The 16896-nt window shown below is 61.6% G+C and carries 17 protein-coding genes; 14 read left to right on the top strand and 3 right to left on the bottom strand.

What is annotated here, in order from left to right; translation table 11 throughout:
- Window positions 1-21: 21 nt before the first annotated feature.
- A complete protein-coding gene (locus ACGJAX_RS17170; RefSeq protein ID WP_248914221.1) occupies window positions 22-723 on the top strand; it encodes a VIT family protein in 702 nt (233 codons plus the stop codon).
- 87 nt (window positions 724-810) lie between these two features.
- Here the strand turns inward: ACGJAX_RS17170 and ACGJAX_RS17165 are convergent, their stop codons facing one another.
- Together ACGJAX_RS17165 and ACGJAX_RS17160 are read right to left on the bottom strand one after the other, a co-directional pair.
- Window positions 811-1227, bottom strand: a complete 417-nt coding sequence (locus tag ACGJAX_RS17165) for an organic hydroperoxide resistance protein (protein WP_090327258.1) — start codon at window positions 1225-1227, stop codon at window positions 811-813.
- A 136-nt stretch (window positions 1228-1363) separates the two neighbouring features.
- Window positions 1364-1693 carry a hypothetical protein gene (locus ACGJAX_RS17160; RefSeq protein WP_090319728.1) on the bottom strand — a complete coding sequence of 110 codons (330 nt, stop codon included), beginning with the start codon at window positions 1691-1693 and terminating at the stop codon, window positions 1364-1366.
- 241 nt (window positions 1694-1934) lie between these two features.
- On the opposite strand from ACGJAX_RS17160, the gene ACGJAX_RS17155 reads away from it, so the two are divergent.
- The 6 genes from ACGJAX_RS17155 to ACGJAX_RS17130 all read left to right on the top strand — a co-directional run bounded on the left by ACGJAX_RS17155 (window position 1935) and on the right by ACGJAX_RS17130 (window position 7334).
- Window positions 1935-2336, top strand: a complete 402-nt coding sequence (locus tag ACGJAX_RS17155; protein ID WP_390955466.1) for a hypothetical protein — start codon at window positions 1935-1937, stop codon at window positions 2334-2336.
- On the top strand, window positions 2336-2875 hold the full coding sequence (locus ACGJAX_RS17150) for a phosphohydrolase (protein ID WP_390955465.1): 540 nt from the start codon (window positions 2336-2338) through the stop codon (window positions 2873-2875). The genes ACGJAX_RS17155 and ACGJAX_RS17150 overlap by 1 nt, the downstream gene beginning before the upstream one ends.
- Window positions 2876-3083: 208 nt before the next feature.
- Complete coding sequence (locus ACGJAX_RS17145; protein ID WP_090319716.1) at window positions 3084-3362, top strand: DUF3303 domain-containing protein; 279 nt, start codon at window positions 3084-3086, stop codon at window positions 3360-3362.
- Window positions 3363-3633: 271 nt separating this feature from the next.
- Entirely contained in the window at window positions 3634-5250 is a 1617-nt protein-coding gene (locus ACGJAX_RS17140; RefSeq protein ID WP_390955464.1) for a sulfatase-like hydrolase/transferase, read from the top strand.
- A 77-nt stretch (window positions 5251-5327) separates the two neighbouring features.
- Window positions 5328-6596: an outer membrane protein transport protein gene (locus ACGJAX_RS17135; RefSeq protein WP_390955463.1), complete on the top strand. Its 1269-nt coding sequence runs from the start codon at window positions 5328-5330 to the stop codon at window positions 6594-6596.
- A gap of 48 nt (window positions 6597-6644) precedes the next feature.
- Complete coding sequence (locus ACGJAX_RS17130) at window positions 6645-7334, top strand: DUF3313 family protein (protein WP_390955462.1); 690 nt, start codon at window positions 6645-6647, stop codon at window positions 7332-7334.
- Here the strand turns inward: ACGJAX_RS17130 and ligD are convergent, their stop codons facing one another.
- On the bottom strand, window positions 7335-9929 hold the full coding sequence (gene ligD / locus ACGJAX_RS17125; protein ID WP_390955461.1) for a DNA ligase D: 2595 nt from the start codon (window positions 9927-9929) through the stop codon (window positions 7335-7337). It abuts the gene before it with no gap.
- 182 nt (window positions 9930-10111) lie between these two features.
- On the opposite strand from ligD, the gene ACGJAX_RS17120 reads away from it, so the two are divergent.
- From ACGJAX_RS17120 to ACGJAX_RS17090, 7 genes are all read left to right on the top strand, one after another.
- Window positions 10112-10561 (top strand): cupin domain-containing protein, encoded by a 450-nt coding sequence (locus ACGJAX_RS17120; protein ID WP_390955460.1) that lies wholly within the window; start codon window positions 10112-10114, stop codon window positions 10559-10561.
- A 262-nt stretch (window positions 10562-10823) separates the two neighbouring features.
- A complete protein-coding gene (locus ACGJAX_RS17115) occupies window positions 10824-13742 on the top strand; it encodes a monovalent cation/H+ antiporter subunit A (protein WP_390955459.1) in 2919 nt (972 codons plus the stop codon).
- Window positions 13742-14086, top strand: a complete 345-nt coding sequence (locus tag ACGJAX_RS17110) for a Na+/H+ antiporter subunit C (RefSeq protein ID WP_007986256.1) — start codon at window positions 13742-13744, stop codon at window positions 14084-14086. The genes ACGJAX_RS17115 and ACGJAX_RS17110 overlap by 1 nt, the downstream gene beginning before the upstream one ends.
- Window positions 14083-15768, top strand: coding sequence for a monovalent cation/H+ antiporter subunit D (locus ACGJAX_RS17105; protein WP_390955458.1), 1686 nt, complete (start codon window positions 14083-14085; stop codon window positions 15766-15768). The genes ACGJAX_RS17110 and ACGJAX_RS17105 overlap by 4 nt, the downstream gene beginning before the upstream one ends.
- Entirely contained in the window at window positions 15765-16253 is a 489-nt protein-coding gene (locus ACGJAX_RS17100; RefSeq protein ID WP_248914211.1) for a Na+/H+ antiporter subunit E, read from the top strand. Before ACGJAX_RS17105 ends, ACGJAX_RS17100 begins: the two co-directional genes overlap by 4 nt.
- Window positions 16250-16528, top strand: coding sequence for a K+/H+ antiporter subunit F (locus ACGJAX_RS17095; protein ID WP_390955457.1), 279 nt, complete (start codon window positions 16250-16252; stop codon window positions 16526-16528). The genes ACGJAX_RS17100 and ACGJAX_RS17095 overlap by 4 nt, the downstream gene beginning before the upstream one ends.
- On the top strand, window positions 16525-16887 hold the full coding sequence (locus ACGJAX_RS17090; protein ID WP_247255111.1) for a Na+/H+ antiporter subunit G: 363 nt from the start codon (window positions 16525-16527) through the stop codon (window positions 16885-16887). Before ACGJAX_RS17095 ends, ACGJAX_RS17090 begins: the two co-directional genes overlap by 4 nt.
- Window positions 16888-16896: the final 9 nt, after the last annotated feature.

Here is a 16896-nt window from a genome sequence, read left to right as displayed (position 1 = left end):
TGACAGTGAGTCCTCCCAACGATGAAATTCATGCACCGGCATACCGAGTCCCACCGAAGTGATCGAATTGGCTGGCTTCGCGCCGCCGTGCTGGGGGCCAACGACGGGATTGTCTCCACCGCCAGCCTGCTGATCGGCGTCGCGGCCGCCAGCGCCAGCCATTCCACCCTGCTGGTGACCGGGATGGCGGGCTTGATGGCTGGTGCCATGTCGATGGCCGCCGGTGAATACATCTCCGTGCACTCCCAGGCCGATACCGAACAGGCGGACTTGTCGCGCGAACGGGCAGAACTGGCCAGCGACCCGAAGGCCGAGCACATCGAGCTCGCCAACATTTACATGCACCGTGGCGTTTCGCCGGAATTGGCCCATCAAGTGGCCGACCAGTTGATGGCCCATGATGCGTTGGGCTCTCACGCCCGAGACGAACTGGGCATCAGCGAGACCCTGACCGCCAAACCCGTGCAGGCAGCGCTGGCCTCGGCCGCCAGCTTTGTGTCGGGTGCCGCCTTGCCGCTGGCCGTGACCTTTGTCGCGCCGGAGCACAGCGTGGGCTTATGGATAGCGCTCATGTCCCTGGTGTTCCTTGCCGCCCTGGGGGCCATTGCCGCCAGGGCTGGCGGTGCCAGGGTCTTGATCGGCGCCTGGCGGGTGACCTTTTGGGGTGCTCTGGCCATGGGGGTGACCGCACTGGTGGGGCGCTTGTTCGGAGCGGTGGTCTAGTTCGTGACGCTTCATGAAAAAACGGCGCCCCCGGTAAAAGGAGGCGCCGTTTTTTTGGCCTTGCACTCGCCAAGGCCCCTTTTCAATTCAGACCAGCTTGAGCGTGACGTTGATGTTATTGCGCGTGGCTTTTGAATACGGGCAGTACTTGTGGCCGGTGTCCACGAGTTTCTGCGCGGTCTCGCGATCCAGTCCCGGCAGGCTGACGTTCAGCCGCGCCTGCAGAAGGTAGCCACCTTCATTGGTGCCCAGGTCGACTTCGGCATCGACGGCCACGTCCTTGGGCAGGGCAACCTTCAGTTCCTTGGCCGCGACGCCCATCGCGCCGATGAAACAGGCTGACCAACCGGCGGCAAACAGTTGCTCGGGGTTGGTGCCACCGCCACCGGCGCCGGGAGACGAGAGCTTGATATCAAGAATGCCGTCAGCACTGCGGGAGGCGCCGTCGCGGCCACCCGTCGTGTGGGTTTTGGCGGTGTACAGCACTTTGTCGAGCTGGGTCATGATGATCTCCTGATTTGAATGTCGTTGATGTACGTTCAGGTGAATCAGAAAACGGCCGTCAGGCCTGATGCCAGGCATTCAATATAGACGGCACTGGAAAACGAGACGTCCGATCCGACAGAAGCCACCTCCCCCGTCATTTGCGTGCCAGCTTGTACTTCACGCAGTCGTTGTAAAAACTCTGGCGCACCGCCTCGGGTTTGATCCGGGTGGGACTGTCGTAGGTTTGCTCGGTGATGCCCATGGCCATCATGCGCATCCACGACTTGGAAAACTTGTACGTATGGATCTTTTGCCGCGCGGCATACAGCGAAACACCTGCCAATTTGAGTTCCTGGGCTCTTGCCGCCGTACCCGCGCCCCAACTGCACATGTAACGATCATTGGGCATCAGCTCCCTGGCCTGGGCAGTCACTGCAAGACCTGCAACGCCGAACGAAATCAGCGCGATCCGAATATTGCGCATTTACACTCCACCTAACCGCCTGAAAATAAAGCGATTCTGGCGACCGGCGTAACACTTGGGGGCCAGCATAATGCCTTTTTTGCAACGCACCGCGCTGACGCCCTGACGGGCCGGGCGTCGCCGGTGACATTGATCGACTTTGTTCGAGCTGACGCGCCTATCGCCAACGCGAACGCGCCCCCCTGCAACCGTTCAGAACCCTATGGGCAAACCCGATCCGGTCGCTCTATGATTGAGCCCCATGACCACCTCTGCTCCGATCCGCCAACCCTGCCCGCCCGGCGTCTGCGACTGCGGGCGCGACCCGTTGCTGGAAACACCGGGAGCGGACTTGCGCATCCTGTTTCTGACCCGCACGGAAGAGAAACGCCTGATCGACCGCCTGGAAAACCTGCAGAGCCTGACCGACCTTGAGCACATGAAACGACGGATGTTCGAGCAATTGGGCATTCGCGTGGACATCGCCCCGGGTTTCAACGAAGTGCGCACCATGCGCGGTATCGGCATCCAGGTTGGCGAACTGCCGGGACTGTGCCGCAAGACCCGCGCCTCGATCCCGACGGCGATTCGCCGCGCCATGGAAAAACGCCCGGAAATCGCCTACGAGCTGCTCAACGCCAATGACCTGTTGCGGGACACATGATGAACCCCGTTCTCGAATTCCCCCTCACCGACGAGATACTCACCGAGTTCGCGCTGGCGATTGGCACCGACCTGCAGGGCTATCGCAATCACGTCTATCGGGTACTGAATTTCTATTGCGCGATCAGCGGCCTTCAAGGCCTGCCGTGCGACGCGGTGCAGATCGCGGCGGCGTTTCATGACCTGGGTATCTGGACCGATAACACCCTCGATTACCTGCCGCCCTCGATTCGCCTTGCCAGTGAATACCTGGACACCACGCAACGCTCAGACCTGAAAGAACACGTGAGTGCGCTGATTCTCGAACACCACAAGGTGCGCCGCTATCGGTCGGCGCATGCGACAACGGTCGAGGCTTTCCGCAAGGCCGACCTGATTGATGTATCCCTCGGCCGGGTCCGTTTCGGCCTGCCACGAGCGTTCATCAAAACCGTGCAATCGACCTTTCCCGATCACGGGTTTCACGCAATGCTGATCAAGCGCTCTGCCCGCCAGTTCCTCCGCTCTCCGTGGCGTCCGCTGCCCATGTTTCGTTGGTGAAACAGGCGTTCAGCCCTGCCCTTTAACAGTCCCCGGAACAGGATCGACGGTCGTACGCGAAACGCTGCCCACTGCTATGCCTTCACATGGGAGTTCCCGTCGCAAACCAGCCAGGATGGAACTGGAAACCCCCAGTGCGACCCTGGTCCCCGGCGCCAACCAGGTCCACCCCGGCAAACTGGTGCCAATCCGCAACAGGAGGTGGCCGATGTTATTCATAGTCAGTTGGTCGATCAGCCCCGACAACCGCAATGCCGCCATCGAGCGTTTTCTCAAGACCGGCGGCGCTCCACCCGCGGGCGTCACCATGAAGGGACGCTGGCATGCGGTGGGTGGTTCGGCCGGCTTTGGCATTGCCGAAGCCAGTGATGGGGTGCCGATTCAGCAATGGGTGCTGGAGTGGAATGACCTCATGAGCATGGAAGTCCACGCCGCGTTGACCGACGAACAGATGGCGCCGCTGCTGGCCGCTACTGTCGGTAAATAAAAGCGCCATCCAGGCGGCGGGCCCTGCTCGCCGCCACGCCCCCCATCAAGCGGGGGGCACGATCGGGACTTTGAATCGAAGATACCCTCGTTGGCGTTACCCGGAAATTCGTCGACGAACGCCCTCTCAAAGCGGTGTAAACCTCCTGAAACACCACAATTTTTTTCTGGATATTTCACAGTTCATACCTACGCTCATCCGCGGGGGATCCCAATTCAGGGTGGTCGGGGGACTGCTCAAAGGTACTCACGTCAGTACACAGGATCTCGACATGAACCGGACACCATTATCCTCACTGTTCGCTTTACCGATACTGCTGTCTGCAATGGCTCTACCCGTCATTGCACAAGCCGCCGACAAAACGGCGCCCAACATCGTGGTCATCATGGGTGACGATATTGGCTGGTCCAATATCGGTGTCTACAACCAGGGCATGATGGCCGGCCGAACCCCCCATCTCGATCAGCTCGCCAATGAGGGCATGCGCTTCACCGACTATTACGCCGAGGCCAGTTGCACCGCCGGGCGTGCCAACTTCATCACCGGTGAACTGCCGATCCGTACCGGCATGACCACGGTCGGCCAGGCCGGGTCGCCCATCGGCATTCCCGCCGAAGCCGTGACCATCGCCACCACCCTCAAGGCCATGGGTTACTCCACCGGCCAGTTTGGCAAGAACCACCTGGGCGACTTGAACGAGTTCCTGCCCACGGTGCATGGCTTCGATGAGTTTTTCGGTTACCTCTATCACCTCGACGCCATGGAAGACCCGGCGCACCCCAACTATCCGCAAGACCTGCTTGCCACTGTGGGCCCGCGCAACATGGTCCACAGCTGGGCCAGCACCACCGACGACACGACCGTCATGCCGCGCTGGGGCAAGGTCGGCAAACAGAAAATCGAAGACGCCGGCACGCTCTATCCGGAACGCATGAAAACCATCGACGAGGAAATTCGCGACAAGGCCTTTTCCTTCATCGACAAGGCGAAACAGGACAACAAACCGTTTTTCGTCTGGCTTAACCCGACCCGCATGCACATCGTCACGCACCTGTCCGACAAATACGAAGCCATGCGTAATGCGCAAAACGGCTGGTCAGAACAGGAAGCCGGCATGGCGCAGCTCGACGATATCGTCGGTGACGTCATGGACAAGCTGAAAAAAGACGGCATGGATGACAACACCATCGTGATTTTCACCACGGACAACGGCGCGGAAAACTTCACCTGGCCGGACGGCGGCACCACACCCTTTGCCATGGGCAAGGGTACTGTCATGGAGGGCGGTTTCCGGGTGCCGGCCATCATTCGCTGGCCGGGCAAGGTACCAGCCAATCAGGTTGCCAACGGCATCATCTCCGGCCTGGACTGGTTCCCGACCCTCGTCGCGGCGGCAGGCAACCCGAACATCACGGCCGAACTGTTGAAAGGCAAGCAGCTGGGCGATACCACCTACAAAGTGCACCTGGACGGCTATGATCAAACACCGATGATCACCGGCAAGGGTCCGTCGAACCGCCATGAAATCTTCTACTTTGGTGAAAGCTCGCTCGGTGCGGTGCGCATTGATGACTACAAATATCGCTTCATTGACCAGCCAGGTGGCTGGTTAGGAGCTAAAGTTCCCGTGGATGTACCGTTCCTGACCAACCTGCGACTCGACCCTTTCGAGCGTATGGGTTGGCCGCAGGATCAATCGGCACAGGGTTCGCAACAGTACTTCGACTGGTTCAAGTACCAGTTCTGGCGTTTCGTGTTCGTGCAGCAACAGGTAGCCAAACTGGCTGAAACCGCGATCGAGTTCCCGCCCATGCAAAAAGGCGCGAGCTTCAACCTTGATTCGGTCAAGGCCAAGATCGCCGCGGCTCGGGCGGAGATGGCCAAGTAAGGAGTCGAATTCACGGGTGACCGAAGCTGGTCATCCGTGCCTCTGACGGATGTTTATCGACGCTAAAAGGGATTCGTATGCAGATAAAGACCTCCGCCCTGCCTGCCGCCACGCTACTCGCCCTGTGCTGCCAGCAAGCGTGGGCCGGCGGCATCTTGCTCTACGAAACCGGCACCGATAACACCGGCCTGGCCAATGCCGGTGCCGCCGCCAGGGCCCAGGGGCCCTCGACGATCGCCAGTAACCCGGCGGGCATGAGCTACCTGCCGGGTACGCAAATCACCGCTGGCCTGCAGGTGCTCTACGGCGACATGAGCTTCGATCGCGACTCGGGCACCAATGTCCAGGGCAGCGGCAGTGGCAATGCTTTCGATCCGATCCCCGGCGGCAGCTTCTTCGTCACCCATCAACTCGACGATCACTGGAGCGTCGGCTTCGGCCAGTACGGCGACTTCGGTCTGGCGCTCAATTACGACAACGACTGGTCCGGGCGCTACTTCGCGCAGAACGTCAGCCTGCTGGGCGTGTCGATGGTGCCGAGTGTGGCCTACCGCTTCAATGACCAATGGTCAGTCGGCATCGGCGTGAAAGCCATGTACGGCATGCTCAAGGCCGACACCGCCATTGACCGCTCGCCTTTCGGCCTGACCGACCGTAGCGACGGCCAGTTCAAGTACAGAGACAACGATTGGGGGTTTGGCGCCAACGTCGGGGTGATCTATGCCCCGCAACCCGGCACCCGCCTCGGCCTGACCTACACCAGCAAGGTTGATCTGAATTTCGAAGACAAGCTGGACGTCAAGGGCGACGGCCCGGTACTTCGACGCCTGGACAACACCAATACCCAAATCGACACAACGGTGCCACAAACCGTCACCCTCAGCCTGTTCCAGCAACTGGACCGGCAGTGGGCCTTGCTGGCATCGGTCAACTGGCAGGACTGGTCGGAGTTCGGCCAGATCGGGATACAGGTCGACACCACGGCGAACGATGCCCGATCAACCACAATCGACGCCAACTACAAGGACACCTGGCATCTCTCCCTCGGCGCGCAATACCAGGCCACTCAACAGCTGTTATGGAACGTCGGCGTGGCTTACGACAGCAGTGCCGTGTCGGACAGCAATCGCACGGTCACCGTGCCGATGGCCGAAACCTGGCGCATTGCGACAGGAGCCACCTATGCTCTTAACAAGGACACCGACGTTAACGTGAGTTGGGCGATGGTCTGGCTGGGTGACATGCCGGTGGATCAGACCAAAACCGTGTCAGGCAGTCGAATTTCCGGTCAATTCGACAGCGCCTGGATTCAAGCGGTGACCGGAAACATGACCTGGCGTTTCTGATTTCTGTTGACGACGAAAAACGACTTTATCCAAGGAGCACACAGCATTATGAACTTGTCCCGAAACTTGCTTATCGGCGCCGCGCTGACCGGCCTCCTGCTCGGCGGTTGCACCTCGAAAGTCACCGAAAAGACGCAGTACTCCGGCTACCTGTCCAGTTACAACAACCTGCAAGAAGTCGAAACGCCCAGCGGTGGTACGGCGATGCGTTGGATAAGCCCGTCGTGGAACCCCAATGCCTACGACACGGTAGCGTTCAACAAGCTGGAGCTCTATCCGGCGCCCAAACCCAATGAGCGGGTCAACCAGCAGACGCTCAGCGATATCCAGAACTACATGACCTCCAAGGCCAAGGGCACGCTGGGTCAGAAATACCGCGTGGTGACCACGCCGGCCTCCGCACCCATGGGCTCGAAACTGTTGATCATGCGCGCGGCAATCACCGGAGTGACCGCCGAAAACGAAGGCATGAAGTGGTATGAAGTCGTTCCAGTGGCCGCCGTCGTCGGGGGTGTCAGCGCCGCGACCGGCCATCGGGATCAGGACACCACCCTGTTTATCGAAGCCGAGTTTATCGACGCGAAAAGCAACCAGACCGTGGCCAGGGTTGTGCGCAAAGTGTTCGGCAGCACCCTGGAAAATGAGAGCCAGAAGATCACCGCCAAGGATTTCAAAGCGGCCATCGACAAGCTGGGCACCGACTTCCAGGCCTTCATCAGCAAACCTCCAGCAAACTGATTACTGCTTCATGCCGACCCGCCGACGCATGTCGGCGGTGATCGACTGCCTGGTTTTCTTCAGATCCGCCCACGGTTCATCGCCCACCTCGGCCAGGCGTTCATGCAGGTTATGAATGTTCCACTGGTTGCCGCCCTTGAGCGACTCGACCTCTTCACGAAAGATCGGCACCGACACCGGCAAGCCTTCGCGGGTACGCGCGGCATAGGCGCAGATGGTGGTCGCACCCAGACCGTTGCGCAGGTAATCGATGAAAATCCGCCCGACCCGATTCTTCGGCCCCGACACTGCGGAAAACCGCTCCGGCAGCAATTTCGCCATGTGGCTGACAATCGCGTGGCTGAAATCCTTGACCTCATCCCAGCCCAGCTTGCGGGTCAGCGGCACCACCAGGTGAATGCCCTTGCCTCCGCTGGTCTTGAGAAACGCCTTGAGTCCCAGTTCATCGAGTATCGAAAGGGTCAACTGGGTCGCCTCCACCATGCGTTTCCACGGCAATGCCGGGTCCGGGTCGAGGTCGAGTACGAAACGGTCGGGCTTGTCGAGGTTGTCCGACGTGGCGTTCCAGGTGTGCAGTTCCACCATGCTCATCTGCACCGCACCGATCAGCGCTTCGGCGCTATTGATGACCATCATCGGCTGGCCGGTGAGTGTCGGGTCCAGGGTGGTGATGCCGGGAATGGCCAGGCGTTCGGCGTTTTTCTGGAAAAACAGTTCGCCGGCAATCCCGTCCGGTGCCCGCACCAGCGCCACGGGGCGGTCCTTGAGCTCGGGCAAAATCCACTCGGCAACGCTGGCGTAATATTGCGCCAGCTGCATCTTGGTGGTGCCACTGCTGGCGTCGATGATCCGGTCCGGGTGGGTGATACGGACCTTGCCCTTGTCCAGGCCGATCTGAGACGGCGCAGGCTCGGCTTTCTTCTTCGCGGTGGAAGGTTTGGCGGCGGCGGTTTTTTCCCCAGGGGCAGTTTTCATGGCAGTCGGGCGCTCCTCGGTGATGTCGTTGGCAGGCTTGTCGTCGCGCAGGCCATGGAACACGGCATGGCGCACCGAGCCGTCCTTGGTGATTTCGGCAAAGGCCACTTCCGCGAGCAACCGGGGTTTGAGCCAGTGCACCGTCTTGAACTCGCCACCCTCGGGTGGATTGACCACGGCCGGTTTTTTCGTCTTCAAGGGTTTGAGTTGATCGTGGATGCTGGCGAGGGTCGCCTCGGTAAACCCGGTGCCGACTTTGCCGGCGTAGCGCAACTCACCGCTGTCACGGTCATGCAAGCCCAGCAGCAACGCGCCAAATGCAGTGCGCGAACCTTTGGGATCAGTAAAGCCTACGATGACGAATTCCTGCCGATGCTTGCACTTGAGCTTGATCCAGTCGCTGCTGCGCCGGGACACATAAGGCGACCCCAGGCGCTTGCCGATCAAGCCCTCCATGCGCATCTGGCAGGCGCTGTTGAGCAGCGCCTGAGGCTCTTCGTCAAAGCTGTCGGAAAAGCGCAGCAAGGGGTCATCACTGGCCTTGAGCACTGTTGCCAGCGCGGCCCGGCGTTCTTCCACGGGCACTTCACGCAGGTCCACGCCGTTGAGGTACGGCAGGTCGAACAGGTAGTAGACGATGTTGCCGCTGCGACCGGCCTCGAAGGCATTTTGCAGGGCCTGGAAGTCCGGTACACCCTCCTCGTCCATGACCACCATTTCGCCGTCGAGCCATGCCGATTCGAGGTGCAGGGCGGCCAATGCCTCGGCCTGGCCGGGCAGCTTGTGGGTCCAGTCGTGGCCATTGCGCGTGAAGAGCCTGACCTCGCCGTGGTCGATGCGGGCCATAATCCGGTAACCGTCGAACTTGACCTCATAACGCCACTGGCCATCCGGCGCCTTCTCCACCAAAGTCGCCAGTTCCGGCTTGATCAGCTCCGGCAATCTGGCCTTGCGCGCGCCGGTCAGTTGTCCGGACTTTTCCTTGCGCGCCGGGCTGGCCGGTGTCTTGATTGTTTTAGCGTTGGCGGGTTTGCCGGCTCTGGACGCCCTGGCCACGATGCGGCGTTCGCTGAGTACGCTGTCGGGCTCGGCGGCCACCACGTCGTAATCGCTCTGCGGTCTGGCCGCTCCGTCCTGATGCTTGATCAGAAACCATTGCTCCTGCTTGCCCGGCATGTGCGTGCGCACCAGATTCCACAGGCCGGCCAGTTTCTCGCCTTGCAGTTCGAATTTGAGCCGGCCCTTGGCGTAAGCCTGGGCCGGATCGTCCTGGGGTATCCACACGCCGCGGTCCCAGACCATCACTTCCCCCGCGCCGTAATGCCCCTCGGGAATACTGCCTTCAAAGGTGGCGTAGTCGATGGGGTGATCTTCGACGTGCACCGCCAGGCGCTTGACCTTGGGGTCCAGCGACGGGCCCTTGGGCACCGCCCAGCTCTTGAGCACGCCGTCGAGTTCCAGGCGGAAATCGTAATGCAGGTGCGAAGCGTCGTGCTTCTGAATGCAGAACTGCAAGGCATGGCCCTTGGCGTTTTTTCTGCCCGAACGTTTGATTGCGACCGGCTCCGTCGTCGCCGAAAAATCGCGCATGCGGTTGTAGTCATCCAGGTCCTTGTTCATGGCTCACCTGCTGCTCGCTACAGGACGCGAATGACTCGTCCCTCCCTCAGCAGAGCGGGCCGCGCGTACGAAAATTCCATCGACATTGGATTTGCCCGGACAGACGGCCCGTGCAGCCAGGCCGGGGGACGCCCTCCAGTGCTTATACTCAAGCGGTGTTGTCTCACTCCTGGAGAACAATCATGCGCACGGTTCATGTCATCGACGCCGGTAATGTACCTGCGCCGGTCAATGTCGTTGGCGAGACGATCACCATTCTCGCTGGCGGCGACCTGAGTAAACCCTTTGAGGTGCATATCCAGGAAGGTGTGCAAGGTGGCGGCCCGCCCCCGCACTTTCATCCTTGGGATGAAGCGTTCCTGGTCATCGATGGCCAGGTCGAAGTGACGGTGGAGGGCAAGGCCACGACTATCTCAGCCGGAGGCTATGTGCATATCCCCGGCGGCTCGATCCATGCGTACAAGAACATCAGCCCTACCGCGAAAATGATCGGCGTGGTGTCCGACCCGCGTGGCGGACAGTTCTTTGCCGCGATGGACCAGTTCAAGGTGCCCGAGGACCTGCCACGGATCGTTGAAATCGGCGAGCGCTATGACGTTACCTTTCTGCTGCCCAAGCCGGATGCCCATTAAGCGGGCTGACCACATTATCGTTCTTCGCGGGCAAGCCCGCTCCCCCAGGGATTTCGGGACGGCCACCGATCTGTGTCACCAAAGATCAACGGTGGGAGCGAGCCTGTTCGCGATGGCGTCAGACCGGTCAAACACCTGTCTCTGAAACAATGAAAAACAGGCTTTTTCCGTCTACCGTGTAGGATTCTGCGACAGCTTGGCGTTTGGTGATCCGGGAGCTGGCACGTATGATGCTTCACAAACTTCCGCAGATTAGAAGCCTATGTCCCTGATAGTTCTACTGCTTCTGCCTTTCATAGGCAGCTGTCTGGCGGCCGTGCTGCCACACAACGCGCGTAACACCGAATCCCTGTTGGCTGGCCTGGTGGCCTTGATCGGCACCCTTCAGGTCGCGCTCCTGTACCCGCAAATCGCCCATGGCGGCGTGATCCGTGAAGAGTTCTTCTGGCTGCCCAGCCTGGGCCTGAACTTCGTCCTGCGCATGGACGGTTTCGCCTGGCTGTTCTCGTTACTGGTAATGGGCATCGGCACACTGGTGTCCTTGTATGCCCGTTATTACATGTCGCCGGACGATCCGGTGCCGCGCTTCTTTGCGTTTTTCCTGGCGTTCATGGGCGCCATGCTCGGGCTGGTGATCTCCGGCAACCTGATCCAGATCGTGTTTTTCTGGGAACTGACCAGCCTCTTTTCGTTCCTGCTCATCGGCTACTGGCACCACCGGGCCGATGCCCGGCGCGGTGCCTACATGGCGCTGATGGTCACCGGCGCTGGCGGTCTGTGCCTGCTGGCGGGGGTCATGCTGCTTGGCCATGTGGTCGGCAGCTATGACCTGGACAAGGTCCTGGCCGCCGGCGATCTGATTCGCGCACATGCCCTCTACCCCATTCTGTTACCCCTGATCCTGATCGGCGCACTGAGCAAAAGCGCGCAATTCCCTTTCCACTTCTGGCTGCCCCACGCCATGGCCGCACCGACACCGGTGTCGGCCTATCTGCACTCGGCGACCATGGTCAAGGCCGGGGTGTTTCTGCTGGCACGGCTGTGGCCGTCGCTGTCGGGCAGCGAACAATGGTTCTACATCGTCAGCGGAGCCGGGGCCTGCACCCTGTTGCTCGGCGCCTATTGCGCGATGTTCCAGAACGACCTCAAGGGTCTGCTGGCCTACTCGACCATCAGCCACCTGGGCCTGATCACCCTGCTGCTGGGCCTGAACAGTCCGTTGGCGGCCGTGGCCGCGGTGTTTCACATCCTCAACCACGCCACCTTCAAGGCCTCGCTGTTCATGGCCGCCGGGATCATCGACCACGAAAGCGGCACCCGTGACATCCGCAAACTCAACGGCCTGTTCAAACTGATTCCGTTCACCGCCACCCTGGCCATGGTCGCCAGCGCCTCGATGGCCGGCGTGCCGTTGCTCAACGGCTTCCTTTCGAAAGAGATGTTCTTCGCCGAAACCGTGTTCATCAACGCGACCGCCTGGGTCGAAATGGCCCTGCCGATTGTGGCGACCATCGCCGGGACCTTCAGCGTCGCCTACTCCTTGCGCTTCACCATGGACGTGTTTTTCGGCCCGACCGCCACCGACTTGCCCCACACCCCGCACGAACCGCCACGCTGGATGCGCGCGCCGGTCGAGCTGCTGGTGTTCACCTGCCTGGTGGTGGGCATTTTCCCGGCCCAGGTGGTGGGGCCGCTGCTCGCCGCTGCCGCGTTGCCGGTGGTGGGCGGCACCCTGCCGGAATACAGCCTGGCGATCTGGCACGGCTGGAACGCGCCGATGATCATGAGCCTGATCGCCATGTCCGGCGGCATCGTCGTGTACCTGCTGCTGCGTAATCAGCTCAAGCGCGGGCGTTTCCGCTACCCGCCGCTGATTGGCCGGTTCAACGGCAAGCGCCTGTTCGAACGCATCCTGGTGATCAAAATGCGCCTGGCCCGGCGACTGGAGCGACGGATCAGTACCAGGCGCCTGCAGGCCCAATTGTTCCTGATGGTGCTCGCCGCGGTGCTGGCCGGCCTGATCCCGATGCTGCACAGCAGCCTGCACTGGGGCGACCGGCCGAAGATTCCCGGCTCGATCGTGTTCGTCATCCTCTGGCTGCTGGCGATTGCCTGTGCCCTGGGCGCCGCCTGGCAGGCCAAGTACCACCGTCTCGCCGCCCTGACCATGGTCAGCGTCTGCGGCCTGATGACCTGCGTGACCTTTGTCTGGTTCTCGGCGCCGGACCTGGCCCTGACCCAACTGGTGGTCGAAGTGGTGACCACGGTGCTGATCCTGCTGGGCCTGCGCTGGTTGCCTCGACGGATAGAAGAAGTGTCGCCCCTGCCGAGCAGCCTGCGCAAAGCGCGTATCCGCCGTATCCGCGACTTGCTACTGTCGACCGTGGTCGGCGGCGGCATGGCGTTGCTGGCCTACGCGATGCTGACCCGGCAAACGCCGAACGACATTTCCTCGTTCTACCTCAGTCGCGCCCTGCCCGAAGGCGGCGGCAGCAATGTGGTCAACGTGATGCTGGTGGACTTCCGCGGCTTCGACACCCTCGGCGAAATCACCGTGCTGGTGGCCGTCGCCCTGACCGTGTACGCGCTGCTGCGGCGTTTCCGCCCACCGAAAGAGAGCCTGCAACTGCCGGCGCAACAACGCCTGCTGGCACCCGACGTGGTCACCGACCTGGTCAACCCGCGCCACGCCAGCGACACCGCCCTGGGTTTCATGATGGTGCCGGCGGTGCTGGTGCGCTTGCTGCTGCCGATTGCCGTGGTGGTGTCCTTCTACCTGTTCATGCGCGGGCACAACCAGCCCGGTGGCGGTTTCGTCGCGGGCCTGGTGATGTCGGTGGCGTTCATCCTGCAATACATGGTCGCTGGTACCCAGTGGGTCGAGGCGCAAATGAGCCTGCGACCGCTGCGCTGGATGAGCACCGGATTGCTGTTCGCCACCGTGACGGGCCTGGGCGCCATGGCAGTCGGGTATCCATTCCTGACCACTCGCACCTGGCATCTGGACCTGCCCGTACTGGGCGACATTCATGTGGCCAGCGCGCTGTTCTTTGACATCGGCGTGTACGGCGTGGTGGTGGGCTCGACGCTGCTGATCCTCACGGCCCTCGCCCACCAATCGGTGCGGGGTCACAAAACGGCTGCGCAACCCAAACCCGTCGCCATGAAGGAGACCGTCTGATGGAAGAAGTCATTGCCATCGCCATTGGCGTACTGGCCGCGTCCGGCGTCTGGCTGATCCTGCGGCCACGGACATTCCAGGTGGTCATGGGCCTGTGCCTGCTGTCCTATGGCGTCAACCTGTTCATCTTCAGCATGGGCAGCCTGTTCATCGGCAAGGAGCCGATCATCAAGGACGGCGTGCCCCAGGACCTGCTGCATTACACCGACCCGTTGCCGCAGGCGCTGGTCCTCACGGCGATCGTGATCAGCTTCGCCATGACCGCGCTGTTCCTGGTGGTTTTGCTGGCCTCCCGGGGCCTGACGGGCACCGACCATGTGGATGGCCGGGAGCCTAAAGAATGAATGCAATGACGCACCTGATCGCGGCCCCGATTCTGCTGCCGCTGCTGACCGCCGCCATCATGCTGATGCTCGGCGAGAAACATCGTCCGCTCAAAGCCAAAATCAACGTGTTCTCCAGCCTGCTGGGCCTGGGCATTTCCGTCCTGCTGCTGCAATGGACGCAAACCACGGGCGTGCCCGGCTCCATCGGCGTCTACCTGCCAGGCAACTGGCAGTCGCCATTCGGCCTGGTGCTGGTGGTCGATCGCCTGTCGGCGCTGATGCTGGTGCTGACCGGGATCATCGGCGTCAGCGCGCTGCTGTTCGCCATGGCACGCTGGGACAGTGCCGGTTCGAGTTTCCATGCGCTGTTCCAGATTCAGCTGATGGGCCTGTATGGCGCCTTCCTCACGGCGGACCTGTTCAACCTGTTCGTGTTCTTTGAAGTACTGCTGGCTGCCTCCTATGGCCTGATGCTGCACGGCTCGGGCCGCGCGCGGGTGTCGGCGGGGCTGCATTACATCTCGATCAACCTGCTGGCCTCGACCCTGTTCCTGATCGGCGCGGCGCTGATCTACGGCGTCACCGGCACCCTGAACATGGCCGACCTGGCATTGAAAATCCCGCTGGTGTCGCAGGCCGATCGCGGCCTGCTGCATGCCGGCGCAGGCATTCTCGCGGTGGCCTTCCTGGCCAAGGCCGGGATGTGGCCGCTGAACTTCTGGCTGGTGCCGGCCTATTCCTCGGCGAGCGCACCGGTGGCCGCGATGTTCGCGATCATGACCAAGGTCGGCGTCTACACCCTGCTGCGCCTGTGGACCCTGTTGTTCTCCGGCCAGGCCGGGGCGTCGGCGTACTTCGGCGGCGACTGGCTGATCTATGGCGGCATGGCGACCATCATTGGCGCAGCCATCGCGATCCTCGCCGCGCAACGGCTGGAGCGGATGGCCAGCCTGAGCATCCTGGTATCGGCGGGCATTCTGTTGTCGGCCATCGGTTTCGCCCAACCCAACCTGATCGGCGCGGCGCTGTTCTATCTGGTCAGCTCGACCCTGGCACTGAGCGCGCTGTTCCTGCTGGCCGAGTTGATCGAGCGTTCGCGCTCGGCCATCGAGATCCCGCTGGAAGATGAAAACGAAATGCTGCCGCGACCGATGCAAGCTTCGGCGCCGGTCAAGGGCATTAACCTCGACGACGATCTCAAAGCCGTGGTCGGCCAGGTGATTCCCTGGACCATGGCCTTCCTCGGCTTGAGCTTCATTGCCTGTGCGCTGTTGATCATCGGCATGCCGCCACTCTCCGGCTTCATTGGCAAACTCGGCCTGCTCAGCGCCCTGCTCAACCCGTTGGGCCTGGGCAATGCCGGTGACGAGCCGGTGTCGAACGCGGCGTGGGGATTGCTGGCGTTGCTGATTCTTTCCGGGCTGGCATCGCTGGTGGCCTTTTCCCGCCTGGGCATCCAGCGTTTCTGGACGCCGCAAGAACGGCCGTCACCGGTCCTGCGGCGCCTGGAGTGCGCGCCGATCTTCGCGCTGTTGGGCTTGAGCATTGTGTTGACCTTCAAGGCCGAGCCGCTGCTGCGCTACACCCAGGCGGCGGCCGATGCCTTGAACCATCCGCAGCAATATGTGATGGCCGTGCTTGGCACCCGGGCAGTGCCGAGTCCGGAAGCCAAGGCAGCGCTCCTGGAGGTGCAACCATGAAGCGCCTGTTTCCTGCACCGTGGCTGTCGCTGGCGCTGTGGCTGTTGTGGCTGGTGCTGAACCTGTCGATGAGTCCCGGCAACTTGTTGCTGGGTGCAATGCTGGGGTTCTGCGCACCGTTGATGATGCGCAAACTGCGCCCGCTGCCGATCCGCATTCGCCGGCCGGGGGTGATTGCGCGCCTGTTCCTGATGGTCGGTCGTGATGTGGTGGTGTCCAACCTCGCGGTGGCCTGGAGCGTGCTCAACGCCGGTCGCAAGCCTCCGCGTTCGCGCTTCATCAAGGTGCCGCTGGATCTGCGCGACGCCAACGGCCTGGCGACGCTGTCGATGATCTGCACCGTGGTTCCCGGTACGGTCTGGTCGGAACTGGCGCTGGACCGCAGCATTCTGTTGTTGCATGTCTTCGACCTGGAGGACGAAGCGCTGTTCATTGAGCACTTCAAGGCGACCTACGAGCGCCCGTTGATGGAGATTTTCGAATGAGCGCCCTGCTATCGAACGCGATTGTGCTGAGCCTGTTGCTGTTTTCCGTGGCGATGATTCTGACCCTTGTCCGCCTGTTCAAGGGCCCGTCAGCCCAGGACCGGGTCCTGGCACTGGACTACCTGTACATCGTCGCGATGCTGATGATGCTGGCATTGGGCATTCGTTATGCCAGTGACACCTACTTCGAGGCCGCGCTGCTGATCGCGCTGTTCGGCTTCGTCGGCTCGTTTGCCCTGGCGAAATTCCTGCTGCGTGGCGAGGTGATCGAATGAGCGCGCCACTGTCTGTGTGGGTGGAAATCCTGGTGGCGATCCTGCTGGTGCTCAGCAGTCTGTTTGCGTTGATCGGCGCCATCGGCCTGGTACGAATGAAAGACTACTTCCAGCGCATGCACCCGCCGGCGCTGGCCTCGACCCTGGGCGCCTGGTGCGTGGCACTGGCCTCGATCCTCTACTTTTCGGCACTCAAGTCCGCGCCGGTGCTGCACGCCTGGCTGATTCCGATTCTGCTGGCGATTACCGTACCGGTGACCACCTTGCTGTTGGCCAGGGCGGCGCTGTTTCGCAAGCGCATGGCGGGGGACGATGTGCCGGCGGAGGTCTCCAGTCGGCGCAGCGAAAACGGTCGCTAGTTCAGCGTT

The organism is Pseudomonas moorei, assembly GCF_042846945.1.
Lineage (GTDB): Bacteria > Pseudomonadota > Gammaproteobacteria > Pseudomonadales > Pseudomonadaceae > Aquipseudomonas > Aquipseudomonas moorei.
The sequence above is the reverse complement of the archived record's forward strand: the minus strand, read 5'-3'. Positions and strand labels throughout refer to the sequence as shown.